Source organism: Chlorogloeopsis fritschii PCC 6912, from assembly GCF_000317285.1.
GTDB lineage: Bacteria > Cyanobacteriota > Cyanobacteriia > Cyanobacteriales > Nostocaceae > Chlorogloeopsis > Chlorogloeopsis fritschii.
In genome coordinates, this window is record NZ_AJLN01000061.1 from 65,237 (window position 1) to 82,082 (window position 16,846).

Below are 16,846 nucleotides of genomic sequence, written 5' to 3' on the forward strand. Positions count from 1 at the left end.
ATTAAGGCTAATATAAAAGGAACTCGAAATGGTACAAACTCCAGATAAACCTATAACTAAATTACCGCCTTCTACGCATGAATTTGCAGAAATAATTCATCGCTTGGAAGCTGGCGGTTCGATGTTACCAGATACCCCAGAAAACCTGATGCAAATTATCGGCATTTATAAAGCTTATGCAGTGCCGATGGATTTTTATTGGCGTGACTTGCTTTATATTGCCGAACGTGTATTTTTAAACCCGCTTCCTTTTTTCAAATACTTCTTACCCAAAGAGTATTTAGAGCGCCACAATCACTATGCTGGTGATGATGCCGATTTACGAATTTGGCGTGGTGAAGCAACTGCCCACCCCGAACTTTTGGCATTTATGGAAAAAGGTGAAACTTTCAAAATGCCAAAGTTATTTCATCACTTGTTTCACGATCGCATCAATATGGAATTTGCTGAAGCTTGTATGCGAGCTATGCTCTGGCACCGCCATATGTATGCGCCAGTGAACCAATTTGATGCGTATCTGGATAGCGAAGAGTATAAAGCCAATGCCGATAGGGCAATTAAGGCATACTTTCAAGGCAATCCCGTGATGTTGGGACTTTACAAACTGTTTCCTGATATGTTTTTGGAACAGTGCCGCCAAATGTCTTACTATGCCAATCTCGGTTTATTCTGGGAAGTCATGGCTCCCGTTTTCTTTGAAATGTCAGACATTTACGACGAGGGCGGGTTTAAAGGCGTACCCGATGCCATGAATTTTTTGGTGAATGGAATTTTTGCGATCGCCGGGCGTCCCATTTACCATCATGTTTATATTCGAGGTGAATGCTACGAAATCATTCCCAAATCTAAGGGCTTCACCTGGCTTTACGAAGCAGCATTACCCTATGTCGAAGCTGTTTTTTATCGTACTGCTCCTTTCCGTGGTACAAAATCTTACAATGCTCAAGTCGGACAAGTACCTGACAAGCAAGAAGATTTCCACTATGGAATTCTGTATGCTGATGTGTTTCCAGTAGGTACAGCAGGTATCCCACCGACATTATTAATGCAAGATATGTTACATTTCTTGCCCTCATATTTGGTTGAGTATTACAAAAAACATTGCCGAGGTGAAGATGATATGTTGATTCAGTTGGGAATAAGTTTCCAACGTTCGATGTACAATGTCACTTCTGCAGTAATTCAAGCTTTGCGAACAGCACTTTTATATCCCTTAGACGATCAAAACCCCAAGCATTTACAAGCTAATCGGGAATTCTTTGAAGCGCAATTAAATCGTTTTTGTCGTCCTGAATATGGTATGCGGGATGCTGCTCGTTTGCGTCAAATTCAGCGACAAGATTATCGTTAGTAGATTCCCCTAATACCAAGTCTCTAAATAAAAGCTATACATCATTCTCCCCTGCCCCCTGCTCACACTAGTTGTCAAATCTCCAGCCACCTGGGCTGGAGATTTAACGAATTAACACATAAGAAAACGAATACGCTCGTCATCGCTATTTCCGGAATTAGCGCCTTTTTTTGCTGTCATCTTGTGTGGGAACTGTACGGTGAAAGTGGTTTGATTATTCACACTCTCTACTCGAATGGAGGCTCCTAACCGTTGCACTAATTTTTGTGCGATCGCCAATCCTAATCCAGTTCCACCTCTTTGCCAAGGATTGAAAATTTGAGTCTGTTTATTGGCTGTAATTTCAACACCAGAGTTGCTCACACTCAGTTGTGTAGTGTTGGCTGTGGCATATGCACAGACAACGATCGCTTTACCAGCAGGTGTGTATTGGCAAGCATTGCTTAATAACGCAACTAAAATCTGTTCTAAGTCAGAGATATTCGTTTTTAATAATGGCAAATCGGCAGTTGTTACTATGTATAGTTGTTTTTGCTGCCTGCAAATACGTTCTTTAAACAACTTGACAACAGAGGGAAGCCAATTTTGTAAATCAATTGTATCCGTTATCGAGGGCGTCATCTCAGCATCGAGATGGGCTTGCGTATTCTCAACGCTGTCTAATAACGGTGATTCCAATTCACTCTGATGCCAACAGACGACTGTGTTCGAGTAACAATTACTAGTTTGTTGAAAGGGATCGGCACTCATCCAAAATTCCTGCCTTTTTGCTGGCTATAAAGGTGTTTGTCAGGAGGGCTGGTTCTTGTTCGCGCAGCGTCTCCGTAGGAGAATCGCCCCCTCACATAGAACTTGTTGCTAAGACACGAGATTCAGCAATATCCCGAATCAGCGCCGTTCTAGAGGCTATGTAACCATACAATGCACAGACTTCTTCTCCATTCAATAGAATCTTGTTGGTAATTTGTTGCAAGATCACCTTGATTAACCCAGTATCCGTAAGGGCAAGCAGATCGTTACTTGGTGTATTTTCTATTACAGACCAAGTTAAACGCAGCATTGAAGAGTTGATATGCATTGTTTTATCCTTGTATTTTTATGGAAGATTTTAATATTTTCTTTAGATTTTGTTAATTAGCATCCTCCGAATCTTGTTCCTCTTTAAAAGAATTTAATATTTTCTTTAGTTTGTTGCTGAGATTTTAACTAATCGAAATATTTTTCGAGCGCTCACAGCACCAACGAGAGCAGCAAATCGCTAGTGGTTGAGCTTCTCTGGTGCCAGTTCTACTCCTACAAATGCTGCATTTACTGCCTTTCAAAATGTTTCGATATGTTAAGCCATTAGCGAATTTAAAATTACTACTGCCAACCAGGGAGTTCGATGAGTCACGATCGCGAATTAATTTATTTTTCTGGTTCTATTCAGCCTCACGGCATTCTTCTGGTGCTCTCCTATCCTGAGCTAAAAATTCTGCAAGTGAGTGCTAATACTCAAGCTCATTTGGGAATTCCTCATCAAAATTTGCTCAACCAGCCCCTTGATACTTTGCTAGACACTACACAAATTCAAGCGATTAGCAAGTGCTTGTCGAAAGATTTTATGGGTATCAATCCGATGAAAATATTAATTCGCAATCCGGGGGGCGATCGCTTATTTAACGGTCTGCTGCATCGAACAACAGATGTTATTGTCCTAGAATTGGAGCCGATTATTTCCCAGACACAAGAAAATTTCTTTAGTTGTTCTGCTCTCGTCAAAGGGGCGATCGCTCAACTGCAACAAGTATCCGGCAGTAGCGAATTTTTGCAGTTAGTGACTCAACAGGTGCAGAATTTAACTGGATTTGACCGTGTCATGGTGTATCAATTTGACTCTCAAGGAGCAGGGAAAGTAATAGCAGAGACAAAGCGGGACAATTTACCATCTTATTTAGAGCTACACTATCCTGCCACAGATATCCCAAAGCCAGTTAGGGAATCTTACAAACGCGGGATGTCAAGATTTATTCCTAATTTAAGTGCGCAACCTATAGAACTAGTTCCGCAAAAAAACCAGGTAACTCAGCAACCACTCGATCTCAGTTTGGCAGTGCTGCGGAGCGTCGATTCCTGCTGTGTTGAATACCATCAAAATATTGGCGTCGCAGCCATTATGGTTGTTGCGCTAGTCAAAAATCAAACCCTGTGGGGATTAATTTCCTGCCATCATCAGACACCAAAATTTGTCCCTTACGAAATTCGGGAAGCCTGTGAGTTATTGGCACAATTCGTAGTTTCGGAATTAACCAACAAAGTTGATCGCGAAGAACTAGACTATATAGTCAAACTTAGAGCTTTGCAATCAGAATTTGTAGAATCAATTTCCCAAGCCGATAACCTCAAACAAGCACTCGTTAATCCCGCACCTCGCCTACTGGATTTGGTAAGTGCCCAAGGAGCCGCCGTTTGTTTAGAAGATGAAATCACACTGGTTGGATTAACACCAACGGTTGAGCAAGTTCGCGATTTAATTGATTGGGCTGATGCCCAAGTCAGCAATGCCCTATTTCAAACCAATTTGCTGCCAAAACTTTACCCAGAAGCTCTGGCATTTAAAGATGTTGCTAGTGGCTTGCTGCTTTTGCAAATTTCCAAGGTTCGCCGATATTATATTCTCTGGTTCCGTCCGGAAGTTTTGCAAACGGTGAACTGGGCAGGCAATCCAAATGCTTCTACCACTGTTGAGGCAGATGGCACTGTAACGTTATCTCCCCGCCAATCTTTTCAAAGGTGGCAACAAACAGTTCGATGCACATCACTGCCCTGGAAAACTTGCGAGCTAGAGCAAGCATTGGATCTCAGGAATGCGATCGTCGGTATTGTCCTCAAAAAAGCAGATGAGTTAGCCCAGATCAACCGGGAGTTAGAGCGTAGCAATCAGGAGCTAGATTCTTTTGCCTATGCTGCCTCTCACGATCTCAAGGAACCCTTGCGAGGCATTCATAATTTCTCGACGCTGTTGTTAAGAGGTTATGAGTCGGTGTTAGATGACGTGGGTAAATCTCGCTTGCAAACTTTAATTCGTCTTACCCGTCGCATGGAGTCTTTGATTGATGTCTTGCTCAAGTTCTCGCGACTGGGGCAAGCAGAGTTACATTATGTATCCACAGATCTCAACCTCATAGTTAATAAAGCACTTGAAGATTTACGCGTCAGCCGTCCAGATTTTCAAGCCCAGATTCGCATTCCACGACCTTTACCTACAGTTGAGTGCGATCCTGTCCTTATTGGTGAAGTTTTCACTAACCTTTTCAGTAATGCTCTCAAGTATAACAATAAGGCAGAAAAATGGATTGAGATTGGTTATTTGGACAAAGAAGGGACTGGCGATTGGGTACTGGGTACTGGGAAATCTCAAAAAGTTAACCAACAATCCTCCCAATTCCCAATTACTTTCTACATCAAAGACAACGGCATCGGAATTCGAGAGCGACATCTGGAAATCATCTTCCGTTTGTTTAAGCGGTTGCACGAGCAACACCTCTACGGTGGTGGTACAGGGGCAGGGCTGACAATTACTAAAAAAATTATTGAACGTCATGGCGGACAAATTTGGGTGGAGTCTACCGTAGACGTTGGCTCAACTTTCTACTTTACTCTTACATAATTAAGATAAATTAAATAATGTAAAGTAATGTAAAATGATATGAAATAATATTGAACTTTAAAAAATTCGGAATGGCAAGAAAGCAGTGCGATCCCTTATTAATCGCTGAGGATAGTGATGAAGATTTTGAGGTGTTGCAGCTACTGATGCAGCAAATGGAAGTTCAAAATCCCATCTACCGCTGTACAAATGGAGATAAAGTTTTAGATTTCCTTTATCAAGAAGGGGACTATGGCAATCAAGGTGCTGTACCACGCCCCTCTGTGATCTTGCTCGACCTAAATTTACCAGGTACTGATGGGCGTGATGTGCTAGAGCAACTCAAGCAAGATCGGAATTTGAAAGAAATTCCAATCGTTGTGTTTACAACTTCCTCAAATCCCAAAGACATCGAATTTTGTTATCAAAAAGGGGCAAATGGCTATCTGATTAAACCAGTAGACTCCAGTGAACTAGAGAAAACAGTTCAGGCATTTGTGGAGTACTGGCTAGAAGCCAACATTCCACCAATTTCAAATTTGGCGAAATGAACAAGCACTAAGGATTTTCCACTCTCTCAAGAACGCTGTCACAGCGCTACCTTCCCGACTCTTCTCAAACCTTGTGAGGACAGGAAATTTTGCGTTTGCGCTGAAAAAATTTGATATGATTGGAAAAAATCGAAAAATTTTTGCAGTCTGCGACTTTTTGGATCAAAGAAATTTCTCCTCCTTTCTTCATGTCAAATGTCTGGACACTTTTGATTGCCGATGATTGTGCAGAGGATCGAGAAATTTATCGCGAGTACCTTTTAAGCGATCCTCACCAGTCTTACCAAATTTTGGAAGCAGCCTCCGCAGAGGTGGGACTTGAACTTTGCCAAAAAAAACACTGTGATGCGATTTTGCTTGACTTTTGTCTGCCGGATATGAGCGGGCTTGAGTTTTTAGATGAACTAAAGCAGCAACGTTTGGAAGCCCATCTCCCCGTAATTATGCTAACTGGACAAGGTGATGAACGGGTTGCTGTCCAAGCAATGAAACTGGGCGCTCAAGATTATTTGGTAAAACAGCATCTACAACCAGATGTGCTGCAACTGACTGTTCGCAATGCAATCAAAAAGTCACATCTGCAAAACCAATTTAGCAAAATGCAAAAACAGCAGCAATTAGCTGCAACGATCGCTCTACGCATTCGTCAATCGTTCAACTTAGAACAAGTCTTACAGACGACTGCCCAAGAAGTAAAGCAACTGCTAGAGTGCGATCGCGTCACAATCTACCAAGTCATTTCAAATTTAGATAACAACTCAACAAGCAAAACCACAGAATCTGAACTGAAGAAGCTATGTGAAGCTGGCTTAAGCAGTGGGCGCGAGCCGATGGGAGAATTTACGGCTTTTGTTGAGGAGTTTCAAGCAAAAACAGAAAAGAACACTCAAGCTACGATACTGGTTGATCGCACTCACAAAAAAGTTCACCCAAAAACGTATATACTCTCTCCAATTTTGGTGAATCGCTCTGACTCTGAGGAAACTTCTTTTAAACTTTGGGGCTTGTTAGTTGCCTCTCAAAGTTCAGACAAGCGGCAGTGGCAACCGGATGAAGTAGACATTCTCAATGAATTAGTTGAGCATTTAGCAAGTACTATTTATCAGGCAGAAAGATTTACTCAAGCTCTTGTAGATTTGGAAAATCAAAAGCAACTCAACGCCTTTAAATCTCAATTTGTCGTCACAGTTTCTTGTGAATATCGAACTTTCTTAACATCTATCCTGGCAGGTGCATCAACGCTCTTACAACATCATCAAAACTTGGATGAGACTAAAAATCAGTACTTTTTACAGTTGATTGCAGACAAAGCCAGGCAAATGGCTCAACTGGTAGACAACCTGCTGGTGATTGAGAAATTTGAATTTGGCAAAGCAAGCTTTACACCATTACCATTTGAACTGCTGCAATTCTTCTGTGACATTATCGAAGAACATCGACAAAAAATTAGCGATCGCCACACATTAACTTTCAAAATCACAGGGAATACCAGAGGCTTTTGGGGCGATCAAAAACTATTGCGCCCAATCTTAGTCAATTTACTGTCAAACGCCATTAAATATTCTCCAGATGGTGGAAATATCGAAGTTCACCTGATGGGGAATGATTCGTATATCGTTTTTGAAGTCAAAGACGAGGGAATTGGTATACCTGTTGAGGAGCAAGAAAGCTTATTTGCATCCTTCAGTCGTGGTAGTAACGTGAGTAAAATCCCTGGAACAGGCTTAGGGCTAGCGATTGTCAAAGCTTGCGTCGAGTTACATGGCGGCAAGGTGACACTAGAAAGCCACCCAGAGCAACAGACAAAGGTAACTATCACCCTACCAAAGCGCCCAACCCAAATTCAGAATACTCAACCAAAGGGCGATCGCCACAGTAATACCTGATTGACCTTATGTTAAGAAAAAGTTACCAAAATCAAGCATTATGCTCTAATTGTGTAAATAAATATTGAATTTATTAAAACAAACATAAGGATTAGCTACACTTTTATCATTCTTTAGATTTCCTTAATATTCTGCTATCTGCACTTCTAATCAAGTCTTTTGCGAGTAGTCATACCCGCATAATTTCCTGTGACTTGAAACAGAAATTGCAATGGATTTCCAAGAATAGTTTGTTAATTCGCTTTGAAATCTTTATTTTTCCAGAAATTTCTATGACTATCATTCCAGGTACAATCGTCCAACTTCCCAATGGGAGTAACGGTATTGTTATTCCTTCTACTTGGTGGAAACCTGGTCGTGTTTTAGTAAAGATGCGACGTGGTAAGAGACGATGGTTCAAAGTTGATGAGTGTACTCTTATCCGCTCAAACTACTGAAGATTGAGACACAAACTCACAGCGAATTTATCCAGCCACCATTCAGTTTCTACGACGAAAAAGCACCCATCTACACCAGAGGGCGATCGCTACCCCCAAGCAAACTGCAAAATTGCCACATCACCGATTCTATGATTGGGGAAGGTTGCATGAGCAAAGATAGCCAAATTCACCGCTCTGTTTTGGGCATCCGCACGCGAATTGAGGCAGGCTGTACAATTGAGGACACTCTGATTATGGGTGCAGATCACTATCAAACACATCCAAATCAGCGAAGCGGTGTTGAGGTGGGGAGCGTACCCATCGGGATTGGAGCGAATACCATCATTCGTCGTGCGATCGTTGATAAAAATGCACGCATTGGTAGTAACGTCAAACTGATTAACAAGCAGGAGATAGAAGAAGCTTTTATGATGATAACGACCACCGATAAACACAGATAAGCACAGATAGATTATCTGTGCTTATCTGTGTCCATCTGCGGAAAGTTTGTAGACGCCGAAGGCGGCTTCCCGTTCGCCGTAAGGCGTTCCCGTAGGGTAGGGTGCGGAGGTTTCCTCCGTTAGCGTAGCTCCTCGCGGAGCGAGGCTCAAAGCTTTCCAAGACAGTGGTCGATTTCTAAAATATGATTTTTGCTTGCCATTTTCATTCACATCAGACGTGAATCAGAATTTTAATGACTAATGACTATTGACAAATGACGACCTTAACTATTTAACTTTACTTGTACTAATCTAGTTTAGCTATCCCAACATCATCAATTTCAATGCCTCCGAGGCGGAATGTGGGGAATAATGATGTAAGAATAGCCTGGATGAATAACAATAAACTTGTCAACACCGATATCTAAATCCGCTATTGCTTTCGCATCCTTAAGTATTGCTGCTCTTCTACCAGGAGTCTGGCAGTGGACATAAATTGTTCTTGTTTCCGGAACAAAGCTTAAGTGACAAACACCCCAAAAAGGAAATTTATAAGCTAAGAACTGCGAAACAGCCTCCATAAAGGTCATTTAGCAAAAACTCCCAACCGATGTCAAGCTTTCCACTTGCAGACGCGTACAATTAATGCGATCGCATAAAAGAGAACTCACCATCTCTGCTGTATAAATTTCTAGACAAGCATTTGGTGGTGCTTGAAACATAAGTCGTTGTCGTGGAAAAACAACACGCTCAAAGAACCAGCCTGGAATATTGGAGATGCGAGCAATTTGAACCTGGCTGGTATTGTTGGCAAAATAACACAAGATTTGATTAGAATCGGCAGACGGTGGAGGATTGAGTAATTGAGTCATATTCATAACTTTTTTAAAAATAGCGCCAATCTCATTTGCATTGAGGCTGACGCTAAATCCACAGGATTTTTATATTCAGGGTCTTTATAACTAGCTGACCCCGTTTGATAAAGAAATTTAAGCTAATATTTAGATTTCCATCGAATTAGCAAAAAATCGTAATATTTAATATTTTCTTAAGATTTGTGCTTTAGTAACTTGCTCAGTGCTCCAAGAAGCTTTAGCTGTTGCACTCAGCCAAACAATTTGTGTGGATATCTGTAATGTCACAAAAAATTTGATACAAATATAGATTGTTCCCAGACGCAATATATTGCGTCTGGGCAAAATTAATGTGTATCGTAATTAACGTGAAATGGTATGAGTATGAGCTGAAAAATAGGGACGGGCTGTTCGGCCTATCCCACAAGATAGAATAATCTATTTTCTGGTGTTCCCTGAAACAAGCAAAACTCAACGACTGTAAAGCTGTGTCATCTCCAACAATCGCTGACTTAATTCTGGAGTTAACTGTTGAGAACTGTTGTAACGCCAACGCCAGTTACCTGCATTCACACTCGGATCGTTCATCCTGCCACTGCCATCCAAGCCCAAAATATCTTGGAGTGGAATAATTGCCAAATCTGCAACCGAAGCTAAAGCCGTGCGGATGAATAGCCAATTAATTTCTTGAATTTCCTCTGGGGAAGCATAACCCAAGTATTTTGCAACCATCTGCTTTTCTTGTGGTGTTGCCTGCTGCCACCAACCGATCGCAGTATCGTTGTCGTGAGTGCCTGGGTAAACTACACAATTTTTGACGTAATGGTGTGGCAGGTAAGGATTTTCAGAATCACCGCTAAAAGCAAATTGTAAAATCCGCATACCTGGAAAGTCAAAGCGATCGCGTAATTCTTCGACTTCTGGTGTAATAATTCCCAAATCTTCTGCCATTACAGGTAAGCTACCCAAAGTCTCACCGAGAGTTTCAAAAAATTCCACTCCTGGTGCTTTAATCCACTCGCCATTAATGGCTGTTTCTTCCCCCGCAGGTACTCGCCAGTAAGCTTCAAAACCTCGGAAATGGTCAATTCTCACGATATCTACATATTGCAATGTAGCCCGAAACCGCTCAATCCACCAAGCAAAGTTGGTTTGCTGCAACTTATCCCAATCGTAAACCGGATTTCCCCACAACTGCCCGGTGGCACTGAAGTAGTCTGGCGGAACCCCGGCAATGTAAGCAGGTGCTAAAGTCTGTGGATCGAGTTGAAAAATGTCCGGAGTTGCCCATACATCTGCACTGTTATGGCAGACATAAATAGAGATATCACCAACTATTTGGATATTTTTGTCGTTGGCGTAAGTGCGCAGTTTTGACCACTGCTGGAAGAATATAAATTGTAGGAACTTATGGTAGAAAATCTCTTCTTGAAATTTCTCAGTTGCAGCTTGCAAAGCACTGGGTTCACGGCGGGCAAGAGCACTTTCCCATTCACTCCAAGCTTTACCACCATGAGCTTCCAGTAGTGCCATAAACAGCACGTAATCATCAAGCCAAGCCGACATCTCCTGGCAAAACTGCTCAAACTCTGGATTTGGTTGTTGGTTTGAAGTTTGCTGAAAACGTTCAAAAGCGAGGCGGAGAATTTTCATTTTGTAAGGAATTACCGCATCAAAATTCACTCGCTGAGGATTTTGAGAAGCACTTTCTGGTAAAGATGTCAATCCCTCCTGAGATAGTAAACCTTCTTGAACCAACTCCTCTAGGCTAATTAACAGAGGATTACCAGCAAAAGTACTAAAATTCATGATATAGGGCGAGTGTTCGTAGCCTGTAGGCCCCAAAGGCAGTATCTGCCAGAGTTTTTGCCCACTCCGCTCCAAAAAATCTACAAATTCATAAGCCGATTTACCTAAATCCCCAATTCCAAATTGACTTGGTAAAGAAGTAGGGTGTAACAAAATTCCACTTGCTCTGGAAAAACTCATGAGACATTACTGAAAAGCATTTTCTTTATGTTTGCAAAATATCGGCGCTATTCTAGCCCCTCTTAAGAGAGAAGGTTTGGAGGACTACTTCTAGTTATTATGTGCTGAAACCATATAAGCACATCGGACAAAAATTTTTTGCTCAAAAAATTTTAAACAACAGTAAGCAAGTCTGATGATTACAATAACTGAGGGAAATAAGCAGCATAGACTATGCAACATCCATTATTAAAAGACGATCCACTTTGGTTTAAAGATGCAGTCATTTACGAAGTGCCTGTACGTGCTTTTGCTGATAGTGATGGTGATGGCATAGGTGACTTTCGTGGCTTAACAGAGAAATTAGATTATCTACAAGATTTGGGAGTAACGGCAATTTGGGTGTTGCCTTTTTTCCCTTCGCCACTGCGCGATGATGGCTATGACATTGCTGACTACACCAGTGTCAACCCCATCTATGGTAATCTGGAAGACTTTGAGGCTTTTTTAAGTGCAGCCCATGAGCGGGGCATTCGTGTCATTATTGAGTTGATCATCAACCATACCTCCGATCAGCACCCTTGGTTTCAACGCGCCCGTCGCGCACCTGCGGGGAGTAAAGAAAGAGATTTTTACGTTTGGAGCGATACGCCTGAGAAATATCAAGAAGCGCGCATTATCTTCAAAGATTTTGAAACCTCCAATTGGTCATGGGATCCCGTTGCTAAAGCATATTACTGGCACCGCTTCTATTCTCACCAACCAGATTTGAACTTTGAGAATCCGGAACTACAGAAAGCCTTATTTGATGTGGTGGATTTTTGGTTGGAGATGGGTGTGGATGGACTGCGCTTAGATGCAGTGCCATATCTTTATGAACGTGAGGGCACTAACTGTGAAAATTTACCAGAAACCCACGCGTTTTTAAAGAAACTGCGGCAGCACGTAGATGAAAAGTTTCCGAACCGGATGCTGTTGGCGGAAGCAAACCAATGGCCTGAAGATGCTGTGGAGTATTACGGGGAAGGGGACGAATGCCACATGGATTTTCACTTTCCCTTGATGCCACGTTTGTACATGGCAGTACACATGGAGGACAGTTTCCCCATTATTGATATTCTACAGCAGACACCGCGTATTCCTGATAATTGTCAGTGGGCATTATTTTTACGCAACCACGATGAACTGACTCTAGAAATGGTCAGTGATGAAGACCGGGACTATATGTATAAAGTCTACGCCCAAGACCCACAAGCCCGGATCAATTTGGGTATTCGTCGCCGTCTTGCGCCTTTGATGGGTAATAGCCGTCGCCGAATCGAGTTGATGAATGCTTTATTGATGTCCTTGCCAGGAACACCCGTGCTTTACTACGGTGATGAAATTGGCATGGGGGACAATATTTACTTAGGCGATCGCAATGGTGTGCGTACTCCAATGCAGTGGAGTCCTGACAGAAATGGAGGTTTTAGCAGTGCCAATCCTCAAAAGCTGTTTTTACCCATCATTCTAGATCCGGAATACCACTTCGAGGCGATTAATGTGGAAGCACAAAGAGAAAACCCAAATTCTCTTTGGTGGTGGATGAAACGACTGATTGCGATTAGAGGACGTTATCAAGCCTTTGGGCGCGGTACGTTTGAGTTCCTGTATCCCGAAAACCGCAAAGTACTTGCTTTTACCCGCACCTATGACGGCGAACATATTTTAGTAATAGCGAACTTGTCACGCTTTGTCCAGACTGTAGAACTGGATCTTGCTGCTTTTAATGGTTTGGTTCCCGTAGAAATTTTCGGTCGAACAGCTTTCCCTGCTATTGGCGAGTCTCCTTACTTCCTTTGTTTGGGGCCACACTCATTCTATTGGTTTACCTTGCAATTGCAGCCGAGTACCATTACCTGTGCGATTAGAAATCCCAACCAAATCCCAAAACTAGTAGTGAGTGGCAGGTGGCAGAATGTTTTTGTTAAAGGCGAAGCAAGAACAGCACTAGAAGCAACACTACCAGATTTTTTATGTAGTTGTACTTGGTTTGACAGTAAAACACGAGTAATTCAATCTGCCCATATTAAAGAGGCAATTCCTGTCTCCTCTCAAGGTACTGAGGCTTATATTATCTTGGTACAATTGGACTTTACAGAAGGCGATCCCCAAACATATGTCCTGACTTTGGCTTATGAAGCAGATGGTATTGGTGGCGATCGCTTTCGCACTAATACCGAACAGGTAGTAGCTCAAATTTACGTCCAGGGAAAAGATGAAACAGGAGTACTATTTGCGGCTCTCGCAGACAAAGATTTTCTGAATATCCCCTTGGATGCGATCGCCCACAACCGAATTTACAAAGGAATGGTGGGCGAATTGGTAGCAACCAAAACAGAAGATTTTCCAGAAATTCTGAGTAACGTTACCGACAGTGAAAGCGAAGTTCACTTAGAACCACATTTATTGAAGGGAGAACACACCAACACAGGCATTATTTATGGCGATCGCCTCTTCTGCAAACTTTTCCGAAAAGTTGAGACGGGTATAAATCCTGACTTAGAGCTTGGTCGTTTTCTCACCAAAACCTCAGCCAAAAAAGGCATACCCCAACTAGAAAATCTTGCCCCCGTTGTTGGAGCTTTAGAGTACCGCCGCAAAGGGGTTGAACCCATTACATTGGCGATATTACGAACATACATCCCCGAAAGTAGCGATGCTTGGTCGTATACTTTAGACAACTTGCGCGACTTTTTTGAGCAAGTGCTGCCAAAACACGTAGATATAAATGATATTGAGCTTCCTCCTTCTTTGCTACAAGCCGCACTAGATGTTCCAATTCCGGAAATGGCGCAAGAATTCATGGGGAACTATCTGCGAACCGCTGAATTGTTGGGACAACGTACTGCCGAAATGCATATGGCGCTGGCATCTGACATTGATGATAGTCACTTTGCACCTGAGCCTTTTTCCTCTTTTTACCAGCGCTCAATTTATCAATATATGCGCAATCAGGCAGGGCAGACATTGTTGTTGTTGAACAAACTTTTGGGGCAATTATCTGCTGATGTCCAACCTCTCGCAAAAATGGTACTAAATCAGCGAGAGTTATTGTTAGGGCGCTTTCAGCAGATTTTGAATCAAAAAATCACTGCCATGCGGATTCGCTGTCACGGCAACTATTCCCTAGAAGAAGTGCTGTTCACAGGCAAAGATTTTATCATCATTGACTTTGAAGGCGATCCAAAACGCCCCTTGAGCGAACGCCGGATCAAGCGATCGCCCTTGCGTGATGTTGCCTCGATGTTAGAATCTTTTTACTATGCCAGCCGCGTTGCCCTGCGCAATGAAAAAGAAAGCGGTATACTTCGTCCTGATGATTTACCAACAATGGAGCATTGGGAGCAGTTTTTCTTCTGTTGGTCTAGTGCAGCCTTTTTAAAGTCCTACTTCACAACTTCCGATCATGCTGCCTTTTTACCAAAGCATCCATCAGAATTGCAAGTCCTGCTAGATGCCTTCTTACTAGAAAAAGCGATTCTTGAGTTAGACTACGAACTCAAAAATCGTTTAACCTTGGTAGAAATCCCTCTCCAGCGGATTTTAGAACTACTACAACACACTAAGTAAGAGTTTCTTTTCAATTACTCCCGCTATGCTGACGCTATAGCGGGAGTTTTTCGTAGCACTTTGCTATTCTTGCAAGGTAAAGCCGATTTCAACTTGGTGAGGTACAAAATTTTAGTCTCAAAGTCATAATTTTTTGCCTATTTGATACTGTTTCACAAAAAATCTAATACAAATACAGACTATGCCCAGACGCGATATATCACGTCTGGGCAAAATTCATGTGTATCGCAATTAAGTGAAATGCTATAACCTCTGACTTCTGGCTTCTGGCTTCTATCGCTAGATCAGAACAGCGTAACAATAAGCTTTTTACCCCTAAAGAAAACAAAAAGTAATGTAATTTTTTTCTTACTCAGACTGCGTATGTTCGTACTAAATTTGTGCGATCGCTATTTATCCAATCTTGCTAGCAAATATATTTCAAAGTTCTAAAGTTGACTTGGATAATAAAACCTAATGTAAAAAAATACATTTGCTATTTAAGCACTTTCTTGAGAGTATCATCACATGAACTATAAAATCATGTTGATTTCGTGAATTTAGCTTAAATTTTAGATAAAAACAGCCTTCTAACAGCCTTTTAGCTTGCTTTTATTAGAGCTTTTTACAAATAACATCATATCTTGTAATGTAATCACTAAGACTGATCGTCTCATAAGTAAAAAAAACCATCAGTCTTATTGCTTAACGGCAAAATGCAGAAAACTACAACACACGTACTACCAAGCTCGAAGTCTATGGCAAATCTAGAAAAACTAAAACGTATACCTTATAAAATTAAGAGAAATTTTTTACAATTACCTGTCCTAAAACTTGCATTTGAGCGTGCCTATGAGCAAGAACTCAACAAATACCTTGGTTATCTACCAAAAATTTATCCAGAAGATGAAAATTTGATTAAATCTTTGCATCATGAAGGAGTGTTTGTTAGTTCTTTACAAAACTTAGGAATATGCTCTACATCTTCACTAATTGTGAGTGCCAACAAGCTCTTACCAGAATTCTTAACGTTTTCCACCAATAATCAATGTTCTTTTACTCTGCCTTCATCTATATTGATGAAGTATCCAGAAATTTTTCTTTGGGGACTCGAAGAACGAATTATTAATATTGTTGAAAATTACATTGGGCTTCCAGTCCTATATCATGGAGTAGATTTTCGTAGAGAGATTGCTAATGAAAAACTAGTAGATGTAAGGCAATGGCACCTAGATGTAGAAGACTATCGCATGGTCAAAATCATAGTTTACCTAAATGATGTAAGTATCAAGGGTGGCCCGTTTGAGTACATTAGTAAAACTTTAACTTCAGCATTACGTCAAAATATTAAATATAGTGGCGGTTTCATCCCGGATCAAATCATCGAAGATTTTGTACCTAGATCCGATTGGAAACCTTGTCTAGGAGATTGTGGCACAATAATTTTTAGTGATACCTGCAATGTTTTTCATCGTGCCAAGCCACCTGTAGAAGCAGACCGATTTTCAATGACTTTTGCCTACACTTCTAGACAACCCATAACAATGTTTAGTAAATCTGCATTGCCTATGGATGAGTTGCGAAGAATTTCAAGTAGACTATCTAGACGTCAAAGAGAGTGTATTTTAGGATTAAGCGATTAGTATAGATTAATGACTTTTGCCTGTGAATGACCTACTTTGTATACCCGATCGCTTAAATTCTTTACAATATATTACTACTTGTAGACCAAGACAAGAAAAATCCAAAAATAGTATTTTCTCAAATAGAACAACATTAACATCCTGATAAAGTCTCTAGACTACGAATCGACTGGAGACTTTTTCTTAGTAAAAAGGAATCCGTCAAGTCCCGTGGCTCAAAATCTTGCCATTACCCACATTTTTTTAATAGTCAAAGTATCATGCCGACGTCCCGCCCAGGATTGAATCAATTCTCTGGCGGGTTAGCATAGTAAAACCTACCAGTTAGTAGATGCGGACACAAACAGAGTCGGTAAAATTTCCATCCACTGGCTGAGTTACAAAATCTTGCTATTGCCATAGGATTTAAAATACTGGCTTTAACTAATGCGTGTTGTGCTTTGCACATTTTTCCTCATAATAGCGAAGAGCTAATGAGAAAACTTGCAAATTCAATTCGTTTTAGTGAAGTTCTG

Annotated in this window: 13 protein-coding genes and 1 pseudogene; 8 read left to right on the forward strand and 6 right to left on the reverse strand. The window is 41.3% G+C overall.

What is annotated here, in order from left to right; translation table 11 throughout:
• Nucleotides 1–28 precede the first annotated feature (28 nt).
• The gene (locus UYC_RS0109680; RefSeq protein WP_016877140.1) at nucleotides 29–1,351 is read left to right on the forward strand and encodes a CO2 hydration protein; all 1,323 of its coding nucleotides are present in this window, start codon (nucleotides 29–31) and stop codon (nucleotides 1,349–1,351) included.
• A 111-nt stretch (nucleotides 1,352–1,462) separates the two neighbouring features.
• Here UYC_RS0109680 and UYC_RS0109685 read toward each other — a convergent pair whose 3' ends face one another.
• Together UYC_RS0109685 and UYC_RS0109690 are read right to left on the reverse strand one after the other, a co-directional pair.
• Nucleotides 1,463–2,101, reverse strand: a complete 639-nt coding sequence (locus UYC_RS0109685; protein WP_016877139.1) for a sensor histidine kinase — start codon at nucleotides 2,099–2,101, stop codon at nucleotides 1,463–1,465.
• A 91-nt stretch (nucleotides 2,102–2,192) separates the two neighbouring features.
• Nucleotides 2,193–2,429: a hypothetical protein gene (locus UYC_RS0109690; protein WP_235083027.1), complete on the reverse strand. Its 237-nt coding sequence runs from the start codon at nucleotides 2,427–2,429 to the stop codon at nucleotides 2,193–2,195.
• A 306-nt stretch (nucleotides 2,430–2,735) separates the two neighbouring features.
• Between UYC_RS0109690 and UYC_RS0109695 the strand changes: the two genes are divergently transcribed.
• From UYC_RS0109695 to UYC_RS0109710, 5 genes and pseudogenes are all read left to right on the forward strand, one after another.
• Complete coding sequence (locus UYC_RS0109695) at nucleotides 2,736–5,000, forward strand: ATP-binding protein (RefSeq protein ID WP_016877137.1); 2,265 nt, start codon at nucleotides 2,736–2,738, stop codon at nucleotides 4,998–5,000.
• 71 nt (nucleotides 5,001–5,071) lie between these two features.
• Nucleotides 5,072–5,530 carry a response regulator gene (locus UYC_RS0109700; protein WP_016877136.1) on the forward strand — a complete coding sequence of 153 codons (459 nt, stop codon included), beginning with the start codon at nucleotides 5,072–5,074 and terminating at the stop codon, nucleotides 5,528–5,530.
• Nucleotides 5,531–5,718: 188 nt separating this feature from the next.
• Nucleotides 5,719–7,416 (forward strand): hybrid sensor histidine kinase/response regulator, encoded by a 1,698-nt coding sequence (locus UYC_RS0109705; protein ID WP_235181617.1) that lies wholly within the window; start codon nucleotides 5,719–5,721, stop codon nucleotides 7,414–7,416.
• A 272-nt stretch (nucleotides 7,417–7,688) separates the two neighbouring features.
• Nucleotides 7,689–7,853 (forward strand): hypothetical protein, encoded by a 165-nt coding sequence (locus UYC_RS38855; protein WP_170221180.1) that lies wholly within the window; start codon nucleotides 7,689–7,691, stop codon nucleotides 7,851–7,853.
• A gap of 35 nt (nucleotides 7,854–7,888) precedes the next feature.
• A pseudogene (locus UYC_RS0109710) lies at nucleotides 7,889–8,260 on the forward strand (GlgC family sugar phosphate nucleotidyltransferase); the annotation flags it as partial.
• A 57-nt stretch (nucleotides 8,261–8,317) separates the two neighbouring features.
• Here the strand turns inward: UYC_RS0109710 and UYC_RS39880 are convergent.
• From UYC_RS39880 to malQ, 4 genes are all read right to left on the reverse strand, one after another.
• Entirely contained in the window at nucleotides 8,318–8,446 is a 129-nt protein-coding gene (locus UYC_RS39880) for a hypothetical protein (RefSeq protein WP_268743981.1), read from the reverse strand.
• Between the two features lie 170 nt (nucleotides 8,447–8,616).
• Nucleotides 8,617–8,865, reverse strand: coding sequence for a hypothetical protein (locus UYC_RS0109715; RefSeq protein ID WP_016877133.1), 249 nt, complete (start codon nucleotides 8,863–8,865; stop codon nucleotides 8,617–8,619).
• A complete protein-coding gene (locus UYC_RS0109720; protein ID WP_235083026.1) occupies nucleotides 8,866–9,153 on the reverse strand; it encodes a DUF1830 domain-containing protein in 288 nt (95 codons plus the stop codon). It lies immediately after the preceding gene.
• A 447-nt stretch (nucleotides 9,154–9,600) separates the two neighbouring features.
• Entirely contained in the window at nucleotides 9,601–11,118 is a 1,518-nt protein-coding gene (gene malQ / locus UYC_RS0109725) for a 4-alpha-glucanotransferase (protein WP_016877131.1), read from the reverse strand.
• A 213-nt stretch (nucleotides 11,119–11,331) separates the two neighbouring features.
• On the opposite strand from malQ, the gene treS reads away from it, so the two are divergent.
• Both treS and UYC_RS0109735 read left to right on the forward strand, forming a co-directional pair.
• Nucleotides 11,332–14,709, forward strand: a complete 3,378-nt coding sequence (gene treS, locus UYC_RS0109730; protein ID WP_016877130.1) for a maltose alpha-D-glucosyltransferase — start codon at nucleotides 11,332–11,334, stop codon at nucleotides 14,707–14,709.
• 737 nt (nucleotides 14,710–15,446) lie between these two features.
• The gene (locus UYC_RS0109735) at nucleotides 15,447–16,331 is read left to right on the forward strand and encodes a 2OG-Fe(II) oxygenase family protein (protein WP_016877129.1); all 885 of its coding nucleotides are present in this window, start codon (nucleotides 15,447–15,449) and stop codon (nucleotides 16,329–16,331) included.
• The last annotated feature ends 515 nt before the right edge of the window (nucleotides 16,332–16,846 follow it).